The organism is Echinicola shivajiensis, assembly GCF_018642165.1.
GTDB classification, from domain to species: domain Bacteria; phylum Bacteroidota; class Bacteroidia; order Cytophagales; family Cyclobacteriaceae; genus Echinicola; species Echinicola shivajiensis.
Genome location: NZ_JAHHZM010000004.1, coordinates 286,704 through 307,185 on the forward strand (window position 1 = coordinate 286,704; position 20,482 = coordinate 307,185).

A 20,482-nucleotide genomic window follows, 5' to 3' on the forward strand; every position below is an offset into this window, starting at 1 on the left:
GATATAGGGTGTTTGACTAAATTGTCATTTTAAGAGCTATGCTGTATATGATAAAACATACAATCGTTTTGGTGCTTTTGGTTTTTCTAGCCCATGGCACCAGTTTTGGACAGAATGATGTGAAAATAATTAAAGAAGAGTTCATTTATGAGGAGGCCCCTTTTAAAGAGTGCCATGCCTCTACCTTGGTTGAGCTGAACAGTGGGGATATCATGGCTGCCTGGTTTGGTGGAGAGTTTGAACGCCATCCGAATGTAGCTATTTGGACAGCTAAAAAGTCAGGAGATGTTTGGTCAGACCCTATAAAAGTGGCTGATGGATATATTGATGAAAATCTAAGTTATCCGACTTGGAATCCAGTATTATTTAAAATGTCTGATGATAAGTTGGTCCTTTTCTATAAAGAGGGCCCTTCTCCCCAAGAGTGGTGGGGAATGTTTAAGGTCAGCCATGATGACGGCAATACTTGGTCAGAGGGTGAAAGGTTGCCTGAAGGTTTTCTGGGACCTATTAAAAATAAGCCAATTACCTTGAGTGATGGGACCATTTTGGCCCCTTCCAGTATGGAGGATGATGAAGGATGGAGGGCACATATAGAGATTTCCAAGGACCAAGGAAGGACTTGGCAAAAAGTGAATATCGACCATGAGGGGGATTTTGATGTAATCCAACCCAGTATTTTAGAATATGAAGATGGGAGACTTCAAGTGCTTTGCCGCAGCAAGCAAAATAATGAGATTACTGCTTGGTCCGAAGACAATGGACAAAGTTGGTCTAAGCTGGAGAGAACTGAACTGCTCAATCCAAACAGCGGCACAGATGCCGTCACATTGGAGAATGGTAAACAGCTTCTTGTTTACAATCCCACTGTGAGAGGAGGAAAATGGTCGGATGGTAGAAATAAGCTGAACTTAGCTGTTTCTGATGATGGCGTAAACTGGACGGATATTCTGGTTTTGGAAGACGAGGATGCAGGGGAATTCAGCTATCCTGCTATTATTCAATCCACGGATGGGCGAATCCATATTTCCTATACCTGGAAGAGAAAAAAGGTTAAATACTTTTGCCTTGAGCTGGATTAAAGCAGGATCTAACTTAAGTATAAAGCAATTTAATCACTTCGGAAGTGTTATTACAGCCTGTTTTGGCCAGGATATTATTTCTATGTTTGGCGGCTGTGGTCGGACTAATGAAAAGCTGCTCGGCGATATCGGCACTTGTTTTGCCTTCTGCAATCAACAGGATAATTTCCCTTTCACGTTGGGTCAACTGCTGAAATACTTCATTTTCCTCAAGGTTTTTATTGGTGTTGTTAAAGTTGGCAATGGCCAGGTCAATGGCGATCTGCACACTTCTTTCATTGTAGGGTTTGGTCAAAAATGAACTGGGAGAAGTTTCAATTGCTCTGTTTACAGTGATGGGATCTGAAAAGGCGGAAATATAAATAACAGGCACTTTTTTGTATTTTTGGATGGATTTGACTGTTTCTATGCCATCCATTGAACCATTGATATTAATATCACAAAGAAGCAGGTCCACCTTGTTTTTTTTGAACAGTTCCAATGCTCGTTCCCCGGAGTTGGCAATACCAGTATTTTCATAGCCTATATCCTCCAAAAGGTAGGCAAGGTCTTTGGCTATCAATATCTCATCTTCTATGATCAATACTTTTTTTGCGCTGCTCATTACTCCTGTGTTTAAAATATAATTGAGATTTTTGTGTTCATTCCTTCTGAAATATCCAGTTTTCCATTTAGCTGTTCCACCAAAGACCTGATCATGCTCAGGCCGAAGGATTGTGACTCGAAAATCAAAGATTCAGTTAGTCCCTGTCCATTATCAGAGAATGAAAAATGGATGAGTTCCTTCTTTTTGTTTAGTCTTAAGTCGATGGCAATTTTATCTTCTTTTACATGTTTGAATGAGTTGGTGATCAGCTCATTCAGAATAAGCCCCAAAGGAATGGCCTTGTCAAGACCCAATGAAAAGTCATCTGCCTCGAAATTATATTCCAAAGATTTATAATTGCTTTTAAAGGCGGCTTCTATTTGGTCGAATAAGTCCTTTATATAATTTTTACAATTCACTTTTGAGTCTATTTCGGTCACATAGAGTTTTTGGTGCAAAAGTGAAAGGGCTTGCATACGCATACGACCATCTGTAAGTGCTTCTTTGGCATTGAGGTCTTTTACACTTCTGCTTTGTAGGTTGAGGATACTCGAAACGAGTTGCAAATTGTTCTTTACCCTGTGGTTAAGTTCTCTGAGCAGATTTTCGATCTTTTGGTTTTTTTGCTGTAAAACGAGATGTTGCGCTTCTATTTTGTCTTTTTGAAATTGTATTTCCGAGGTCCTTTCGGCTACCATGTTTTGAAGTCTTTCCCTCTTATTATTTAGGCTCATAAACTGATAGAGGACTATGCCCAAAAATGAAAGGGTGAATAGCGTTTTGAACCACCATGTTCGGTGCCATGGAGGGAGGATGGTGACTGCTAGGGAAGCTCTCTGTGCAGACCACTTACCATCATTATTGCTAGCCATCACTTGAAATGTATAATTTCCGGGAGACAGATTGGTATAAGTGGTGGAACGGTTATTTGTAATGGGTCTCCAGTCTTTGTCATAGCCCAATAACCGGTACTGAAATTTGTTTTTATGGCCATTGATATGGTTTATGGCTGTAAAGTGAAAGGAAATCACTGATTGCTCATGACTGAAGGATACTGATTCAGTCTCCGCAACTGCCTTTTTTAAGATTTTATTGGTATCTCCAGGGGATATGGGACTGTTAAACAGATCAATTCCCGTTATTAATACTTTGGGGTTAAGTTTGTTTTCCGGAATTCGTTTGGGATCGAAATATTCAAGTCCAGTGGAGTGGCCAAAGAAAATCTGGCCTTTGTCATCCTTATAGGCCGAACGAAAGATGAAATAATTATCCATTAAACCATCTTGGCTATTGTAATTTCTGAAATTTTCATTTGGGCTTTTTTTAGAGATTCCTTCAGCAGTAGCGATCCAAAGGTTTCCTTCATCGTCCTCAATGGTGGAACTGATAACATTGGAGGGTAAACCGTCCATGGTGTAATAATTGGTAAATGTACTGTCCCGGATGTTAAAATTACTAAGTCCAAGTTCAGTACTTATCCATAAGTTGCCCAAATGGTCTTCGGATATATGGTTGATTTTATTATTGCTCAGACTATTGAAATCTCCCTCTACGTGTTGGAATTTTTTGAATGTTTGGCTTCCCTCATCCAAAAGATTAAGTCCTCCTTGACTTCCGATCCAGATATTATGTTTGCTGTCCTCAAATATATAGGAGATAAATTCATCATGCTTACCATTGCTGACCAACTGGTCATTGATGGGGAAGGGATCAGCCTGTTGTGTTTCTTCATTCCAGATAAATAAGCCTCTTTCCGAATTGCCTATCCATATCCTTTTTTTGCTGTCACATAAGATGGGTAGATTGAATTCTGGTAGAAACTTTTCCTCTGGCGTCTTATGGGGCAGCGGTTTTAAGGTTTTCGTTTTGTGATTCCATTCATAGATGAAATTGCTCCATGTGCTTATCCAGTAGATGTCATCGGAAACCCTGGTAATCATGGCCAATCTGTTTACACTGTTGGGATCACCATTTTCAATTTTATATTTTTCAGTATTGCCAGTTTTGAAGTTTTTGACAAAGAGCCCCGAATAGGTGGTAAAAATGTATTCATCCTTATTATGCTGGATCATACTGGATACCCTGGAGTAATATTTGTCAGAGGCATCTATCACCAGTTTTAAGGAATTGAATTTGTTATAATGAGGGTGATATTGGAATAGCCCTTCATTATAGACCGCGACCCAAAGGCTTCCATCCCGACCGGGGCTGACTTTATAAATATTATCCCCTTTAAGTTTGTTTGGTTTGGTCTTGTCTGACCAAATGCGTTGGACATTATCCGTTTTCAGATCCAACATGTTTAGGCCATCGAGTGTACCTACAAATAATTTGCTGGGATAATCATGGTGCTTGTTGATAGAGAAGATTACATCATGACTTAGGCTATTGGGATTATTGGATGAATTGTAGTGGGTGATTTTATTACTTTTTAATTCCAGCTTGTCCAAACCTGCTCCGGTTCCCAGCCAAAGCGTACCTTTAGGATATTCCAAAATATCATAAAGATAGAAATGACTTAAACTGTTATCTACATTCTTTCGATGTTCGATGGAGGAAAAACTCTTAGTTTCCAGATCTAGAATATTTAGACCTTTACCCGTTGCAATGAATAGTTTTTTTTGGTCTTGCGACAATTTGATTTGTCGGACTGTGCTGCTTAATAGGCCATCCTTGGTAGTATATCTAGCAAATTGTCCTGTTTTGATGTCAAGCATGGAAAGTCCATTGTCAGTGCCTAGCCAAATATTGCCATTTGGATCTTCCGCTATTCCCCTGACCCTGTCATCGCTGATAGAGTAGGGGTCGTTTTCATCAAAGGAAAAATTGGTGAAATTATCAGTTTGGGGATTATACCTGCTGACACCTCCTCCATAGGTTCCTGCCCAGAGATTATGCTGGCTATCCTCGAAAATTATCCAAACAAAATCATAGGCCAAAGAGCTGCTATCTTCTACATCATGCTTGTAGGACTTAAAAGAATTACCATCAAATTTCCAAAGGCCATTTTCACCAGCCACCCAGATATAACCACTTTGGCTATGCAATATATCATAGGGAAAAGGCTGATTGATTCCATCTTCGATTCCGTAGGCCCTGAAGTTCAAGGGAAGCTCCTTGGAATGAACCGAATTGGAGGTTACTGACAGAATTAAAAAGATACAAAAAGATAAAATTCTAAGCATGCGTAAAAATTGTCAATGGCCTTGGTTAAAACAATACCTAATTTAATGTATTTATGTACTAATTGGTAAAAAATGGTAAATTCCATAAGAAGTGCATGATAATCAACACTCATCTCAAATACCAAAAACAGATCTTTGAATTTATAAGTGTAATAAATACAAATAATATTTTTAAATTGTGCATCGTAAGAATAATTAACTTGGAATAGCGCAATTAAAGATAAAACCAATTGACCAATGAGTAAATATTTGGAATTAAAAAGAGAGTGTTACGAGGCCAATATGCAATTGCCAAAGTTGGATTTGGTAGTCTATACTTTTGGTAATGTAAGTGCAGTAGATAGGAGTGAAGGGGTATTTGCCATCAAGCCCAGTGGAGTAGCATATGAGAAGTTGAGGCCAGAGGACATTGTCATTATGGATTTCGATAGCAAAGTAGTAGAGGGTGAAATGCGGCCTTCTTCAGATACCAAGACCCATGCTTACCTCTATAAGGAATGGAGTGCTATAGGAGGAATAGTCCATACCCATTCATTATATGGTGTTTCTTGGGCCCAAGCACAAATGGACATTCCTATTTTTGGGACGACACATGCTGATCATCTTACCAAAGATATTCCCTGTGCCCCACCTATGGCTGATGAGTTGATACAGGGAAATTATGAGCATATGACAGGGAAGCAGATTTTGGATTGTTTTCAGGAGAAAGGACTAGATTATCAGGAAGTTGAGATGGTATTGATAGGGAGTCATGGTCCCTTTACCTGGGGGAAAAGTGCGGAAAAGGCAGTTTACAATAGCAAAGTTTTGGAGGAAGTTGCAAAAATGGCTTATCTTACGCTCCAAATTAACCCTAATGCACCTCGCCTAAAGGATGCTTTGATCAAAAAACACTATGATCGTAAGCATGGTAAAGATGCCTACTACGGGCAAGGTTGCTAAAATTTATAACCAAAAATAAACTTTATGAACCTATTGAAATCTAATCTTTTGGGGCTGTCAGTTATGGCTTTAGCCTTATCTTTTTATGCTTGTTCTCCTAAATCATCTGAAAAATCTGAAGCTACTGAAGAGGTCCAGGAACAGGATAATGGTTTGGATGTAACCGTAGCCAATGCTACAGTGGAAGGCAAGGAAGCCCAAATCTATACCCTTAAAAATGCCAATGGAATTGAGGTGGATATTTCCAATTATGGTGGGGTAATCCCAAGAATGGTTGTTCCTGACAGGGATGGAAATTTGGAGAATATCGTTTTACATTATAAAGATCTGGAAGGATACAGTACGAGCACGAACTATTTTGGTTCAACAGTAGGCCGTTATGCCAACAGGATTGCTAAAGGTAAATTTTCTTTGGATGGAGAGGAATATACATTAGCTACCAATGATGATACAAATCACCTACACGGAGGTGACAAAGGATTCAATAAAGTCTTCTGGAAAGCTAAAATTGAAGATAAAGATGATGTTGCTGGAATTACTTTGACTTATGTAAGTCCTGATGGTGAAGAAGGTTATCCAGGGGAATTGACCACCAATGTGACCTTTGAGCTGAACAATGACAATGAATTTTTGATTTCATTTGAAGCGGCTACGAATAAGGCAACAGTGGTGAACCTTACCCACCACGGATATTTTAATCTTAGCGGATTGAAGGAAACCATCTTGGGCCATGAATTGACCATTTTGGCAGACCACTACACTCCAGTAGATAATACTTTGATTCCAACAGGAGAAGTATTGCCTGTGGAGGGAACACCTTTTGATTTTACCAGCCCACATAAAATTGGAGAAAGAATAGCCCAAGTGGAAGGAGGGTATGATCATAATTATGTGGTAAAAACTGAGCATGATGGTAAAATGGCCAAAATGGTGGAATTATATCATGAAGGTACCGGTCGCGTACTTGAAGTTTATGCGGACTCACCTGCAGTACAGTTTTATAGCGGTAATTTCCTAGATGGATCTATCACCGTTGATGGCGTTACCTATGAGCAATATTATGGTTTATGTCTTGAGCCACAAACTTTCCCAAATTCGCCAAATGAGGAAAGTTTTCCTTCAGCTAGATTGAATCCAGGAGAGACTTATAAACACAATATCAAGTATCATTTTGGAGTGAAGTAAACTACTGAAAACCAACTTGATTATTGGACCACAATGGGGCTTATATTTGTCCTGTTGTGGTTTTCTTTTTTATATCCACTAGTTTTGCCAAGGTCAAATAACAACAGTGCTTATGAAGTCCATATATCCAGAACCTACTGTAGGAGCGATTATTCTTAATCCCAAAGATGAAATATTACTGTGCAAGTCTTCTAAATGGAACAATCAATATGTAATCCCAGGAGGCCATATTGAGAAAGGGGAAAAAATGGAAGAAGCTCTAAAAAGAGAGGTATTGGAAGAAACTGGTCTGGAAGTGTATGATATAGAGCTGGTGAGTATTCAAGAAAGTGTGAACTCTGATAAATTTGAAGAGGAGCGGCATTTTATCTTTATAGACTTCTGTTGCCGTACAGATAATGAAACGGTAGTACTTAATGATGAAGCGGATGAATATGTTTGGGCAAGGCCAGAGGAAATTTTAAACTATGATCTGGGTGGCTTTTGCCGGCAATTTTTTGAGGAGTGGCTGAAAGCAGAAGGTTCAGCATATAAAAAAGGAGTTTACTACGGGTATGTGGAAAAATGAGGCTGTTTAGTAAGAATTTATAATTTCGATATCTGTAATTATCGGTGAGGTTGTGCCGAGGGCTTTGCCCCGGCACTTATAAAGTTGAGCCCGTCAGAGTTGGACAGGCCTCAATCTCAATATTAAGGGTTCTGCAGCACAGCTGTTGGAACAACACAGTCCGCCTTTCAGAGTCAAGGCAGGGAATCTCTCAAGTGGATTTGTCACTGGAAAAGATCCCTTCCTGACATTTGTCGGGACACGGTGATGTCTCTGGATGAGAATACTATTATATTTATTCAGCTTGATTGACTCCTTCTGAGGTCATGATTACGCGCTTCATGGTGCCGTCAGGATTATAGTAGAGATAATCCACGCAGACCGATCTTCTAAAGCTGCCCCCATCAGTTGGGATGCTGCCATTATGGTAGATGAAGTAATCCTTCCCTTTGAATTCAATGATCGCTTGGTGGTTGGTATTGCTGTTGCCTGCCACCTCATTGAGAATGCCTTTGTACTCCCAAGGACCATTGATGCTTTTGCTCATAGCGTAAGCAGTTTTTTCGGGAAATTGATAGGCATAAGATAGGTAATAGTTATCTCCTTTTTTGTGTACCCAAGGGGCTTCGGTAAAATTGGGCAATGGGATCTGTTTGATCTCACCATCCAATTCCAGCATATTGTCCTTCAATTTGGCGTAATAGCAAATGGTGTTGCCCCAGAACAGGTGGGCAGAACCATCATCATCGATAAAGACCGTCGGGTCGATATCATCCCAACTGATTTCTGTATCCGTGGTCATATCATTGGTGATCAAAGCCTTTCCTAAAGCATCCTTCCAAGGACCTACTGGACTGTCAGCCACAGCTATCCCAATGGCCTTACCATGGATGTCCTTATGGGAAACGGTTACGTACCAATAGAATTTCCCATCCTTTTCAATGACTTCTGCAGCCCAGGCATCATCTGCTGCCCATTCAAATGTTTCCTTCACATTGACAGCAGCCCTTTCTTCCCAGTTGACCATATCCGTGGAAGAATAGATCAACCATTCATGCATTTCATAGAAGTTTTTTCTAGGTGGAGCCTGATCATGTCCCACATAAAGAAATACCGTATCCCTATATACTATGGCTGCAGGGTCTGCGGTATATTTTTCTGTGATGACCGGATTGCTTGGGGCTTTGGGCATAATGGTTTCATTAGAGCCTTGTGCAAAGCTATAGGCAGAAATGCCCGCTAGCAGAGCGCAGAACAAAATTTTTTTGATTTTCATATCGGGGGTTATTTTTGGTTCTAGAGGTTGATTTATGCTATACCTACCAAAAATAACACAGCTTTCCCTGATAAAAAATAATAAGTGTAAAAAATACAATAAAAATTATTTAGGCCTTGCGATCTATCTTATAATGTATCTCCAAGTTAAGCCGCGTTGCCAAGGCTGGGATTTAATGATTCTAGTTGCCAACAAGTACGATACGAGAGGTCACCATTTTCTCAAATATAAAAGAGTTGTATGACGTAAGTTTCAAATCGATGTCACTCGCCGCGGCGAGAGGATCTCTTTTCCTAATAGTTACTGGAAGAGATGCTTCCTATCGTCAGCATAGCCTGCCCCGACAATTGTCGGGGACATTTTATTCACGTCAATGGTAGACCTAAATTCAGGTAGTTCTTTTTTGATGTAGTGTGGTATCAATAGCTTTATGCTTGTATATTTTTACTCCCCATTTAATTCTTTAACTTTAATAGACTTGAATTAGTAATACTTGAATGCTGTATAGTCTATGTAAAAGTAGCAATTTTAAGGGGATGGTGATGGAAGTGTTTAGTCATACAGAGGCTTAATTTGAGGACGTTAATTAAAAAAATAATATGGCTTATATCAAAACAGGAGTAAACCAACCAGGCATTGTTGAACTATTGTTCTATAAAGGATCAACTGGAAATGCTTTGTCAAATTTAGCACATACCTTACTTCACGGACCTTCGGGGCTTTCCCGAGCAGAAAGGGAGCTTATTGCATCTTACGTATCAAAATTAAATGATTGTGAGTTTTGCCATAAGTCTCATTCAGCTTCTGCCAATGCCCATTTAGGAGATGAAGGAAAAACAGTGGCTTGCTTGGTAGAAGATATGGAAAGTGCCCCAGTATCGGACAAACTCAAATCGCTATTAAGCATCGCGGCGAAAGTCCAAAAAAGTGGAAAATTGGTGTCACAACAGGATGTAGATATCGCTAAGGAAAAGGGGGCAAGTGAAGAAGATATTCATGATGCAGTATTGATTGCGGCGGCATTTTGTATGTATAATAGGTATGTGGATGGGCTTGGGACGACGCCTGCAGAGACAGATGAATATCCTGATATGGGCAAAAGGTTGGCAAAAAAAGGATACAAGTATCCTCCTGTATTTTTAAGGTCTTTCATTGTGAAGCTGATGAACAGGAAGAGAAAAAAGAGTGCCAAGGCGGTGTAAGCCTTCTCTGTGCATTTTCTTGTTAGTGGCATGATTGATTGCTGTGTATCGCTGTCTTTTTTTAATCATTTTAATAAATAGAAATCCACCTTATGTGGGTTGTTTTTATAATTGAGCAAATTCTTTAAGTTTAAATTTCTTGGGAGCTTTAGGTTCATAGAGGAGATATTTATACTCTTAACAACAAGTCAAAAAACAAGAGCGCATTAACATGAAAAAAATAGGATTAGTGGGTGGAATAAGTTGGACTTCAACTTTGGACTACTACAAATATATCAACCAAGGTATCAATGAAAAACTAGGAGGCCTGAACTCTGCCGAATGTATCATCTATTCTCTGAATTTTTCTGACATTCAAGATATAGGGTGGACCAATTCCTATGATCTGATTTTCAACGCTTGTAGAAATTTAATTTCCAATAATGTAGATTCCATAGTCTTATGTGCCAATACAGCCCATTTGTTCGCTGATAGAATTCAATCGGAAATTAATATTCCTATTATTCATATTGCATCTGCGACTGCGGAAGAAATCAAGAAACAAGGTCTACATAAGGTAGGACTGTTAGGAACTAAGTTCACAATGGAAATGGATTTTTACCGAAACAAGCTGAAGGAATATAATATTGAAACCATTGTTCCAGCAGAGAAAATAGATATTGAAGAAATACAGGAGATTGTCAAAAATGAACTTGGAAAGGGGATTGTCAGCAAAGAATCGAAATTAAAGTTTATTCGATATGCCAATGAATTAAGAGAAAGAGGAGCGGAAGGGCTTATTTTAGGATGCACAGAAATCCCATTGCTTATCGATCAAAATGACTTTGACTTTCCTGTATTTGACACAACAAAAATCCATGTTGAAAACATTGTGAATTTCACCTTGAGTTAAGAAAAGCCAGTTGTTTATTCTTTACCGTTTACATTAATTTTAAGAAACTTGAGTTAGAGTGGAAATTGTAGAAAAGTATAAAAATGAATACCTGATTTCAACTGACAAAATGAAATTGGATATTGGCTTGATTCACGATTTTTTGACCAACTAATCCGGATGGGGTAATGGAATCTCATTTGAAAAAGTTGAAAAATCAATTGACAATTCCTTGAATTTTGGAATGTACCTTGGACCAAAGCAAATTGGTTATGCAAGAGTTATCTCCGACTTTTCTACCATCGCGTATTTGGGAGATATTTTTCTTCTAAAAGAATACCGAGGGCTTGGATTGAGTAAATGGCTTATGGAGACCATCATGGAGCATAAAGAATTACAAGGTTTAAGACGTTGGATTTTATTGACAAGTACCGCTGAATGGCTTTATGAGAAATATGGATTTACTAAGCTATCTAAACCAGAAATTTATATGGAGAAGTATAATCCTAATGTTTATCTGAGTAAACAAATTAATAATATATAACCTCAATTTCTAGCGGATTCGATTATCCCGCAATAAGTTTGGGAAGGAAGTTTCCAACTAACTCGCATTTGCTACGCGGCTTGCTAAATGCTGACATTTTCAATATGCCATTCGAACCCTCTAATTTTTTAGTGCATTCAATTCATTCATCACTATTGCCCAAATACGCTGTTTTTACTATTAACTAATTTCCTTAGTTTTAATAGAAGGAAAAAACTAGTTCTTTCAGTCAATTAGTTAAGTAGCAAACCAGCCAATGAAACTCCAAAACAAGAAAAAGTGGCAGATCATTCGACAGTATATGATAGGTTGGTGCTTGGCACTGGTATTTTTCAGTGTGGTCAGGGGAGAAGGAACCCGTGAATTGGGCTCGGTGCAGTTTGAGCTTTGGAAATCCATCTTGATCTCGATGGTTGGCGGGTTGATATTTGGGGTGATCTCTGGCTATGCCCAGATCTTAAACGAGGAGTATGGATACAAAAAAATATCCCTGCGAGGACTTTTGGCTCTAAGGGTTATTTATGTGCTTTTGTTTTTGTTTAGCCTTGTTTCCTTGGCCTACCTGATTTTTGGAAAGAATATCAGCTATTTGGAATTTGCCTTTGAGCCGGGAAGTTTTGCCATCTATTTGTATATCGTCACTGTGGACAGCCTTATGTTTGGCCTGAGGCAAGCCCAATTCTATTTTGGTAGCGATAACCTTTGGCAGCTTATCCGCGGAAAATTCTACACCCCACGTGAGGAAGAGCGTATTTTTATGTTTTTGGACCTGCAGTCCTCCACTGCCCATGCCGAAAGGTTGGGGCATATCCAATACAGCAAATTGATCCAGGACTGCTTCAATGATCTTGGGATAGTAGCAGAAAATGAAGCGGAAATTTACCAATATGTAGGAGATGAAGCCATTCTGACCTGGAAGACAAAGGATGGATTAAAGAACCAAAATTGCCTAGGAGCCTTTTTCAATTTTAAACAGCAGCTGCTAGAAAAGAAGGATTATTATGCCCAGCAATATAATTGCCTGCCCCATTTCAAAGGCGGGATGCATACGGGAATGGTTACCGTGACCGAGGTGGGCAAATACAAAAAAGAGATCGCCTACCATGGCGACACCATTAACACCGCCGCCAGGATTCAAGACCAATGCAATACTCTCCAACAGGAATTGTTGATATCTAAATCTTTGAAGGAATTGCTGGAAGGAAATAGTTTTGATTTTGAGCAATTAGGTAGTATTGCCCTTAAAGGAAAAGAGGAGGCTATAGTATTATATGGTGTGAAAATTGGCTAGGTTAAGTTTGGGATTAAATTGGGCGATCTTAGTAATCCCCGTGATTGTGAGAGGTTACATTCTCTTAAATATAAAGGGGCTATATTAAGTGAGCTTCAAATCGATGTCATCCTGACAAAGGAAGGATCTCTTTATGATAGTTACTGGAAGAGATGCTTCCTATCGTCAGCATGACATATTATTCAGGTCAATGGTTGTCAAAGCGAAGCAATCTCATCATTCGAAGACATGATTGATATATTGTTCCTCATGCCGATGACGAAATTAGTTATGATAGGACACGTCTGTTTTTGGAAATGCCAAGACGTTCAAAACGCAATGATTTAAAGTCCCACATGCAAATGAGGGCAAGCAGAGAGAGCCTTTTAGACAATTAAAAACTATACATAATGAAAGGACTAATAAAAACCTCATTTTTAATCATCTTATGTTTTACAGCTTGCAAGCAAGATAAATCTTCAACTGTAAATGATGAAACGGATACAACTAAGGCCAAGGGATACATGGAAAAGAATAAAAAACAACAATTTGTAGGTTCTTGGGAATTACAAGAATGGATGATTGAGTCAAAAGATGGGAAACAAGATTTTCCTTTTGGTGTGGATGCAATAGGGCAGATTAATTATGACATCAATGGGAATATGTCCGTAATGGTTATGAAAAACAATAGGCCTCAGTTTCTCTCCGAGGATCCCCTTCAAGGGGAACCAAATGAAGTGGTCACTGCTTTCAAGGGTTTTATTGCCTATTCGGGGAATTATGAAGTGAATCTCAATTCCAAGCAAGTAACCCATCAAATTAAAATAAGTTCTTTCCCGAATTGGGTTGGTCAAAATCAAATTAGGAATTTTGAGTTAAAAGAAGATAAACTGATATTAAGTACCGATTTTATTGGCCCAAACAAACATAAATTGGTTTGGAGAAAAATAGACTTTTAATAAGTGGCTTTAACAAGGTATATGGGAGGACAAACGCCAGGATTTAAGGTTGTAACGCGGGTTGCTAAATTCCAGCATTTTCAATGCGTCTTAGCCGATCATTTTACTTTCCTAAAATCCATATCTTCATCAAAACAAAAAAGCCAGCAAGTTTTGCTGGCTTTTTTGAATGCTCTCGGTCCTTTTCAGAGGAACCATTTATTAAACCCTCTCCAATAAAATAGGATAGGTCTTTTCAGAAGCCCACTGAGGAACAAATATGTTTTCATCCTGATCGATACAGACATCATGTGGATTCATAAATGTATTGCCTGCGTTTTCGTTTGCCTGCAACTTACCATCCACATATACCGGCGCATTTCCTCCTGGTGCAGAAACTACCTTGTTTTTCTTGTCCAATACCAATACAAAACCATCATAAGCTGACCAAGTGTTGGAAACAATCACAGAGAAATAAAGGTTTTTCCCCTTGATCACTGGACGGCAAATCCAGCAGTTTGGCGTTTGGATGGTTTCCAAATGCTCTCCATCCAAGCTGAAACGCTTAAATTCCTGTGCTGCTCTAGAAGTCACCAAAAGCTCAGGCTTGCCTTTTTTCCTGGTGTCCAAGCACACCCCGTGAGCTTGCTTCAATTCCTTGTCGCCATCGCCATTTCCACCGAAATGACGGATATATTCGCCTTTGGCAGAATATTGGATCACAAAGCTTTTACCGTATCCATCCGCCACATAGATATCACCATTTGGACCAATGGCTGTTTCTGTAGGCTTGTACTGCTCAGCACTTTCGTACATTCCTGTTTCCTTTGGATAATCCAGAGTCAAAAGGATTTTGCCATCCAAAGTGGTTTTATACACTTGGTGACGGTCATGATCAGTGATATAAAGGAACTCTTCATCACCTTCATCATGCAAGGTCAAGCCGTGTGCTCCCGGGAAATCATGGCCCCAGGTTTTTAATATTTTTCCAGATCTGTCATAAAACATGACATTGTTTTTGGTTTCATTGGTCAAAAGGATCAATCTTCCTTTTTTGTCCTGAACCATTTCGTGACAATCCTTAACAGGGTATTTGGCCGGGTCTTGGTTGCCCCAGTCTTTTTTTACTTTATATTTAAAATCACCATGTCCGATGATTTCATCTTCTGGGTTAATGCCCTTTCCAAAATTGATGTTGGGCAGAAGAAAGGTAGAAGTTACTAGCGCTGAGCCATATTTTACAAACTTTCTTCGGTCGAATTGGGTGTCCTTTTTCATTTTTTAGAATAATTGCTAGGGAGCTATTCGCTACCCAAATATTGAAACGCTTATTATTTTTTATTTCTAAAGGTTGAGAAACAAATCCTCCTTGCCTAAATAGCTTAGTTCAGTTAAAGATATCAAATGTTTGAACAAATCGCTTTATTTTGTTTAAACATTTAATTCAGGCTGCTCAATTATTTGGCAGCAATGGCCGAGCTGTCTTCTAAAGTGGCCTTTGCTTCAAAGTTCTTGGGTAGCCCTTCGGCTATGATCAATAATTCTGGAATAGCTTTTTGCAAATTTGCTCTGCCACTTTCGCTGACTTGGGTTTCCCACAAATATATTTTTCTTAACCTCTTTAATCCTTTTAGCTGTTCAATACTTTTGTCACTGACCTCAGTATTATAGAGGTTAAGGTATTCTAGCCATTCCATCTTGGCCAGGTCTTTTATGTCGGCATCTGTAATGGCCGTTTTTTCCAAGTGAAGCTTGGTAAGATGCTTAAAATCCTTTAAGAAATTGAAGTTTTGCCCCTCTTCAAGTTCTACCTTGCCCAAATTGAGCCAGGCAATTTGATCAGCAACTTTTCCAAGGGCTTTGATTTTTTCATTATCCAAGGCTACACCAGAAATCAAATAACTCACTTGGATAAATGGACTTTGGGCAGCAATAGGGGATACAGAAAAACCCAAATCCTGCAATTTTTCTATTTCCTTTTCCGATGGAGGATTGATGTCCATGGCATAAACTGGGCTCAGGCTGGCCTTTTTAGGATTGACCAGTTCATCTAATATTTCTTTGATATCGGATGGAACGTCTACTTCTGCTACTTTTTTATCAAATGAAGCTTCATTGGTCACCCACCATTCCAAAAGTGCAATTTCCTCCTTGCTTAAAGGTTTTTTGCCTTCAGGAGGCATGACATCCTCATGGTCTTTGGATAATTTCACCCGCTTGATCAGTTCACTATGGGCAGGTTGGCCAGGTACTAGGGATGGTCCATTTTCTCCTCCTTTGAGGTACCCTTCTTTGATGTCTAACCTTAGATCTCCCTTTGTTTTTTCTGCATTATGGCAGCTTTCACAGTTATTGTCCATAATAGGTTTGATCAAGTCATCGAAGACAATGGCTTCTTCCAGATTGGTGATCTGCTTGGTCGTTTTTACTGGTTTTGGAGGCATGCCGGCCATAGCACGAAGGCTGTTGGGCATATATCTTAAAAGGTAATCCGAGCCATGGGTAAGGTTACCGCCAAGGTGGCCGGTAAAGGTCAGACAGATAACACTTGCGGATAAAAAAGCAAAATAAGCAGTACGCACTTGCTTTAATTTGAGTACCAATGCAATTATTGCAAATGCTAAGGTGGAGAGTCCTAACCAAAGATGCCAGTCAAGGGTACTGCCTTGGTATTCTCCACTTAGGGATAATAGATAGCCAAATACAGCGGCACCGACTGAGGTCAATATACCCAGAAATAAAACAAAGGATACACTTTGTTCCAGATGGCGGAATTTGGGCATTTTGGCCATCAATTCCATCAGGAAAGCCAAGAGGATAAAACCAATGGGCAAGTGGACAATCAATGGATGAAAACGTCCTATGAACAACCAAAGGTCGGAGGGCTCTTCAGTAGCATCCAGGCCCTGTGCATATAAAAAAGGGGTACTGATTATTTGTAGAAATAGTATTAAATAAATGTTCTTTCTCATATTGATTTGGGCATATCGTTATTGACCAGATAAAGATAAAGTTTATCGTAAATTATCGACCGTTTCACTTAAGCAATGATTTTTTTGACCACTTCACCATGTACATCCGTTAATCTAAAATCCCTGCCTTGGAAGTGATAGGTGAGTTTTTCATGGTTCAATCCCAACTGGTGTAGAATGGTAGCCTGTAGATCATGCACATGGACACGGTCCTTGATACCATAGTAGCCTATCTCATCGGTTTCACCATAGGTCATGCCTGGTTTGATCCCACCGCCAGCCATCCAGGTAGTAAAGGCTTCCAGGTGATGGTCTCTGCCCACGAACTTCATTTCTTTTCCACCCCTGTTTTCTCGCATTGGAGTTCTGCCGAACTCACCGCCCCAGACTACCAAAGTATCATCCAATAATCCCCTTTGCTTCAAGTCTTTCAATAAGGCTGCTATAGGTTGGTCCACCTCTTGACAACGGTTTTTGAAACCATGGTTGATGGCTTCGCTTTTTGCTGCACCATGGGCATCCCAGCCCCAGTGGTAAAGCTGTATAAAGCGTACGCCCTTTTCTGCCAGTCTTCTGGCTAAAAGGCAGTTATTGGCGAAAGAGGACTGTCCAGGTTCTGTGCCGTACATTTTATGGATATATTCCGGCTCATCCTTGATATCCATGGTTTCCGGTACCGAGGTTTGCATTTTGAAGGCCATCTCGTATTGAGAAATCCTGGTCATGATTTCGGGGTCACCGATTTCTTCAAATTGCCTTTTGTTCAAATCATTGATGGCATTGATGGATTGTTCCCTGAGGGCTTTGCTCATCCCTTTAGGATCAGAAAGGTATAATACTGGATCTCCCTTTGACCGGCATTGTACACCTTGGTAGACAGTGGGCAAAAATCCACTTCCCCAGATACTTTTACCGGCACTTGGCGTTTTTCCACCCGATACCAATACCATAAAGCCTGGGAGATTTTGGTTTTCAGAGCCCAGTCCATAAGTAACCCAAGACCCCATACTAGGTTTGCCCAATCGTGCACTGCCTGTTTGTAAAAGCAACTGTGCAGGAGCATGGTTAAACTCATCCGTATGCATGGCTTTTAAGAATGTCATATCATCTACACAATCAGACAGGTAAGGTAATCTGTCAGACATCCAAGCCCCAGACTGCCCATATTGCTTGAAGTTAAACTGTGGACCAAGCATTTTGGGAGTTCCCTTGATAAAGGCAAATCTTTTTCCTTCCAAAAGAGAAGGAGGGCAATCCAATCCATCCAGCTTTTGGAGATCAGGTTTATAGTCGAAGAGTTCCAATTGGGATGGTGCTCCCGCCATGTGCAAGTAGATCACGCGTTTGGCTTTGGGAACAAAATGGGAAGGTAGTGCTGCCATGGGATTGGCGCTGTCCCTGAGCATTCCTAGTTCATCGGAACCTCTTCCGCAGCTGGAAAGGGTGCTGCCCATTAAAGAGCCAAGGGCAATTCCCCCCATTCCAGATATACATTTTCTTAAAAATTGTCTACGGGTATTTAGTTCAGCCTGTCGGTATTGTTCTTCCTCAAATATGTTCATCTTATCTTGCTTTAAGGGGCTTAATTTCTAGTGATAAAATTGTCCAGGTTCATGATGGCATTGGCCACTACGGTGAGGGCATTCAGCTCTGGATCAGTTATTGTTTTATCCATGTTTTCCAATCCTTCTCCTGTTTGATCAAAATGGGATTTGGCATTGGTATACAAATTCATTAAAATCTCCATGTCTTTTTCTGAAGGAGACAGGAGAAGGGCTTTTTCGTAGCCTTTGGTGATTTGCTCCTGGGCAGTGCTCCCTGCTGTTTTCATCTTTTTGGCCAAGGCTTGTGCCGCTTCTACATATACCGCATCGTTCAGGGTAACCAAGGCCTGAAGCGGTGTATTGGTGTCTATTCTTCTGTTAACACAGAATTCCCGTGTAGGTCCATCAAAAGCTATCATGGAAGGGTAGGGACTTGTTCTTCTTAGATAAGTATAAACGGCTCTTCTGTGCTGGTCTTCACCATCGCTGAGATCCCAGGAGCTGCCATTATAGACCGCTTGCCAAATGCCTTCAGGTTGATAAGGCATGACCGAAGGACCATACATTTTATCACTCAATAGTCCACTTACGGCCAGTGCTTGGTCACGTACCTGTTCGGCAGATAATCTTACCCTAGGTGCTCTGGATAGATAGTCATTGGCAGCGTCTATCTCAAGGGCTTTTGGACTTACTTCAGAGGATTGTCTATAAGTGGCTGTCATTACGATTCTCTTGATCAAAGCTTTCAAATGCCACTGGTCCTTTTCCATCCATTCGATGGCTAGCCAGTCCAATAACTCAGGGTGGGTAGGCGCAGCACCTTGGGAGCCAAAATCCTCCTGGGTTTCCACGATTCCTTTACCAAACAATTGCCCCCAAATTCTGTTGACCGTAACTCTGGCAGTCAAGGGGTTCTCTCCGCTGACAAGCCATTTGGCCATACCAAGGCGGTTGGCAGGAACACCCTCTGGTAGGTTTGGCAGTGAACCAGGTACTCCAGGATAGACCTGTTTTCCATGCGTCGTCCAATTGCCTCTTTCAAAAACAAAGGTGGATCTTTGCTCTTCTTCAGGGAGCTCTTGCATAATAGGAAGCCGGTATTGTCTGATTTTCTCCAACTCGTTTTCCTTTTCTTCGATCATGGAGGCCAATCGATATGGACTTGAATGATTTTTTACCGAATCTATCCAATGGGTCAAAGCGGCTTTCTTGGCCAAGTCTATTTCAGTGTAAACGGGGAGGATGGGGCTATCGCTAGGGTGATCCTTGTCAGCAGTATTGTTCAAAAATGCATAAAACTCAAAATATTCCTCATGCTTAATGGGTTCGTAGGGATGGCTGTGACATTGCACACAGGCAAAGGTGATGCCCTGCCAAACTTCCCAAGTAGTATTTACCCTATCCAGCACTGCGGCAACACGAAATTCCTCGTCATCGGTACCCCCTTCGTCATTGGTCATGGTGTTCCTGTGGAAACCAGAGGCGATCAACTGATCTTTACTGGGCTCGGGGAGCAGGTCTCCTGCCAGTTGTTCAATGGTAAACTGGTCAAAAGGCATGTCTTGGTTAAAGGCCTTGATTACCCAGTCCCTGTATTTCCACATGTCACGGTGGGCATCTTTTTCATAACCTTTAGAGTCCGCATATCTGGCCAGGTCCAGCCACATGCTGGTCCATTTCTCGCCATATTGAGGGGAGCCCAATAGTTCATCCACGATTCTTTCATAATTTTCCAAAGAAGGATCGGATTCCAAGCTTTGTATCATCTCCTCACTTGGTGGTAGGCCTATGATGTCCAGACTTAACCTACGGGCTAAAGTAGGAGCATCAGCTTGCGGTGAAGGGGAGAGACCCTTTTCTTCCATCTTCTTAAGTATAAAATGGTCAATTGGATTATTGTTCCAGGCTTCCTTGTCCACTTCTGGTACATCTGGCTTCTCTGGTGCTACAAAAGACCAATGGTCTTCCCATTCAGCTCCCTGATTGATCCATCTTTTCAAAATATCTACCTCTTCTTTACTGAGAGCAGGTCCTTCGGGAGGCATTCTTTGCTCAGGGTCTTGTGCCAATATTCTTTTGATCATTTCACTGCCTTCCGCATCTCCGGGGATGATGGCTGGATGACCTGATTTGGTGGGGGACAAGGCTTCCTCTTGAAACAATAAACTGAATTCTCCCGATTGTTTTACCCCGCCATGGCAGGTAATACATTTGCTGTTGATAATGGGACGGACTTCAGCATTAAAATCGATTTTTTCTTCGCCGGGGCTACAAGAAGCAATACCCAATATGCCTGCATAAAATAAGCCTAAAAATCCAAGTAAATATTTTCTCATAA

The 20,482-nt window shown here is 40.5% G+C and carries 16 protein-coding genes; 9 read left to right on the forward strand and 7 right to left on the reverse strand.

Features of this window, described 5'->3' with window-relative positions:
- The first annotated feature begins 47 nt into the window (after window positions 1-47).
- Window positions 48-1,082, forward strand: coding sequence for a sialidase family protein (locus KMW37_RS09670; protein WP_215224414.1), 1,035 nt, complete (start codon window positions 48-50; stop codon window positions 1,080-1,082).
- Window positions 1,083-1,095: 13 nt separating this feature from the next.
- Here the strand turns inward: KMW37_RS09670 and KMW37_RS09675 are convergent, their stop codons facing one another.
- Window positions 1,096-1,686: a response regulator transcription factor gene (locus KMW37_RS09675; RefSeq protein ID WP_215224415.1), complete on the reverse strand. Its 591-nt coding sequence runs from the start codon at window positions 1,684-1,686 to the stop codon at window positions 1,096-1,098.
- An 11-nt stretch (window positions 1,687-1,697) separates the two neighbouring features.
- Entirely contained in the window at window positions 1,698-4,853 is a 3,156-nt protein-coding gene (locus KMW37_RS09680) for a ligand-binding sensor domain-containing protein (RefSeq protein ID WP_215224416.1), read from the reverse strand.
- A gap of 237 nt (window positions 4,854-5,090) precedes the next feature.
- Here KMW37_RS09680 and KMW37_RS09685 point away from each other — a divergent pair, with 237 nt between their 5' ends.
- The 3 genes from KMW37_RS09685 to KMW37_RS09695 all read left to right on the forward strand — a co-directional run bounded on the left by KMW37_RS09685 (window position 5,091) and on the right by KMW37_RS09695 (window position 7,548).
- A complete protein-coding gene (locus KMW37_RS09685; protein WP_215224417.1) occupies window positions 5,091-5,795 on the forward strand; it encodes an L-ribulose-5-phosphate 4-epimerase in 705 nt (234 codons plus the stop codon).
- 24 nt (window positions 5,796-5,819) lie between these two features.
- The gene (locus tag KMW37_RS09690; RefSeq protein ID WP_215224418.1) at window positions 5,820-6,980 is read left to right on the forward strand and encodes an aldose epimerase family protein; all 1,161 of its coding nucleotides are present in this window, start codon (window positions 5,820-5,822) and stop codon (window positions 6,978-6,980) included.
- A 112-nt stretch (window positions 6,981-7,092) separates the two neighbouring features.
- A complete protein-coding gene (locus KMW37_RS09695) occupies window positions 7,093-7,548 on the forward strand; it encodes an NUDIX domain-containing protein (protein ID WP_215224419.1) in 456 nt (151 codons plus the stop codon).
- Window positions 7,549-7,822: 274 nt separating this feature from the next.
- On the opposite strand, the gene KMW37_RS09700 is transcribed toward KMW37_RS09695, so the two are convergent.
- A complete protein-coding gene (locus KMW37_RS09700; protein ID WP_215224420.1) occupies window positions 7,823-8,803 on the reverse strand; it encodes a glycoside hydrolase family 43 protein in 981 nt (326 codons plus the stop codon).
- 599 nt (window positions 8,804-9,402) lie between these two features.
- On the opposite strand from KMW37_RS09700, the gene KMW37_RS09705 reads away from it, so the two are divergent.
- The 5 genes from KMW37_RS09705 to KMW37_RS09725 all read left to right on the forward strand — a co-directional run bounded on the left by KMW37_RS09705 (window position 9,403) and on the right by KMW37_RS09725 (window position 13,649).
- Window positions 9,403-10,005 carry a carboxymuconolactone decarboxylase family protein gene (locus tag KMW37_RS09705; RefSeq protein ID WP_215224421.1) on the forward strand — a complete coding sequence of 201 codons (603 nt, stop codon included), beginning with the start codon at window positions 9,403-9,405 and terminating at the stop codon, window positions 10,003-10,005.
- 211 nt (window positions 10,006-10,216) lie between these two features.
- Window positions 10,217-10,897: an aspartate/glutamate racemase family protein gene (locus tag KMW37_RS09710; RefSeq protein WP_215224422.1), complete on the forward strand. Its 681-nt coding sequence runs from the start codon at window positions 10,217-10,219 to the stop codon at window positions 10,895-10,897.
- A 172-nt stretch (window positions 10,898-11,069) separates the two neighbouring features.
- Window positions 11,070-11,420: a GNAT family N-acetyltransferase gene (locus tag KMW37_RS09715; protein ID WP_317195563.1), complete on the forward strand. Its 351-nt coding sequence runs from the start codon at window positions 11,070-11,072 to the stop codon at window positions 11,418-11,420.
- Between the two features lie 256 nt (window positions 11,421-11,676).
- The gene (locus tag KMW37_RS09720; protein WP_215224423.1) at window positions 11,677-12,711 is read left to right on the forward strand and encodes an adenylate/guanylate cyclase domain-containing protein; all 1,035 of its coding nucleotides are present in this window, start codon (window positions 11,677-11,679) and stop codon (window positions 12,709-12,711) included.
- 389 nt (window positions 12,712-13,100) lie between these two features.
- Entirely contained in the window at window positions 13,101-13,649 is a 549-nt protein-coding gene (locus KMW37_RS09725; protein WP_215224424.1) for a lipocalin-like domain-containing protein, read from the forward strand.
- Between the two features lie 201 nt (window positions 13,650-13,850).
- Here KMW37_RS09725 and KMW37_RS09730 read toward each other — a convergent pair whose 3' ends face one another.
- From KMW37_RS09730 to KMW37_RS09745, 4 genes are all read right to left on the reverse strand, one after another.
- Window positions 13,851-14,906: an NHL repeat-containing protein gene (locus KMW37_RS09730; RefSeq protein WP_215224425.1), complete on the reverse strand. Its 1,056-nt coding sequence runs from the start codon at window positions 14,904-14,906 to the stop codon at window positions 13,851-13,853.
- A gap of 179 nt (window positions 14,907-15,085) precedes the next feature.
- The gene (locus KMW37_RS09735) at window positions 15,086-16,600 is read right to left on the reverse strand and encodes a c-type cytochrome domain-containing protein (protein WP_215224426.1); all 1,515 of its coding nucleotides are present in this window, start codon (window positions 16,598-16,600) and stop codon (window positions 15,086-15,088) included.
- Between the two features lie 68 nt (window positions 16,601-16,668).
- A complete protein-coding gene (locus KMW37_RS09740; protein ID WP_215224427.1) occupies window positions 16,669-18,162 on the reverse strand; it encodes a DUF1501 domain-containing protein in 1,494 nt (497 codons plus the stop codon).
- Between the two features lie 20 nt (window positions 18,163-18,182).
- Complete coding sequence (locus KMW37_RS09745; protein WP_215224428.1) at window positions 18,183-20,480, reverse strand: PSD1 and planctomycete cytochrome C domain-containing protein; 2,298 nt, start codon at window positions 20,478-20,480, stop codon at window positions 18,183-18,185.
- Between the last annotated feature and the right edge of the window lie 2 nt (window positions 20,481-20,482).

Excerpts from the sequence above, each read along its gene's own strand:
- KMW37_RS09670 (WP_215224414.1), top strand. The coding sequence starts at position 48 with ATGATAAAACATACAATCGTTTTGGTGCTTTTGGTTTTTCTAGCCCAT.
- KMW37_RS09675 (WP_215224415.1), bottom strand. The coding sequence starts at position 1,686 with ATGAGCAGCGCAAAAAAAGTATTGATCATAGAAGATGAGATATTGATA.
- KMW37_RS09680 (WP_215224416.1), bottom strand. The coding sequence starts at position 4,853 with ATGCTTAGAATTTTATCTTTTTGTATCTTTTTAATTCTGTCAGTAACC.
- KMW37_RS09685 (WP_215224417.1), top strand. The coding sequence starts at position 5,091 with ATGAGTAAATATTTGGAATTAAAAAGAGAGTGTTACGAGGCCAATATG.
- KMW37_RS09690 (WP_215224418.1), top strand. The coding sequence starts at position 5,820 with ATGAACCTATTGAAATCTAATCTTTTGGGGCTGTCAGTTATGGCTTTA.
- KMW37_RS09695 (WP_215224419.1), top strand. The coding sequence starts at position 7,093 with ATGAAGTCCATATATCCAGAACCTACTGTAGGAGCGATTATTCTTAAT.
- KMW37_RS09700 (WP_215224420.1), bottom strand. The coding sequence starts at position 8,803 with ATGAAAATCAAAAAAATTTTGTTCTGCGCTCTGCTAGCGGGCATTTCT.
- KMW37_RS09705 (WP_215224421.1), top strand. The coding sequence starts at position 9,403 with ATGGCTTATATCAAAACAGGAGTAAACCAACCAGGCATTGTTGAACTA.
- KMW37_RS09710 (WP_215224422.1), top strand. The coding sequence starts at position 10,217 with ATGAAAAAAATAGGATTAGTGGGTGGAATAAGTTGGACTTCAACTTTG.
- KMW37_RS09720 (WP_215224423.1), top strand. The coding sequence starts at position 11,677 with ATGAAACTCCAAAACAAGAAAAAGTGGCAGATCATTCGACAGTATATG.
- KMW37_RS09725 (WP_215224424.1), top strand. The coding sequence starts at position 13,101 with ATGAAAGGACTAATAAAAACCTCATTTTTAATCATCTTATGTTTTACA.
- KMW37_RS09730 (WP_215224425.1), bottom strand. The coding sequence starts at position 14,906 with ATGAAAAAGGACACCCAATTCGACCGAAGAAAGTTTGTAAAATATGGC.
- KMW37_RS09735 (WP_215224426.1), bottom strand. The coding sequence starts at position 16,600 with ATGAGAAAGAACATTTATTTAATACTATTTCTACAAATAATCAGTACC.
- KMW37_RS09740 (WP_215224427.1), bottom strand. The coding sequence starts at position 18,162 with ATGAACATATTTGAGGAAGAACAATACCGACAGGCTGAACTAAATACC.
- KMW37_RS09745 (WP_215224428.1), bottom strand. The coding sequence starts at position 20,480 with ATGAGAAAATATTTACTTGGATTTTTAGGCTTATTTTATGCAGGCATA.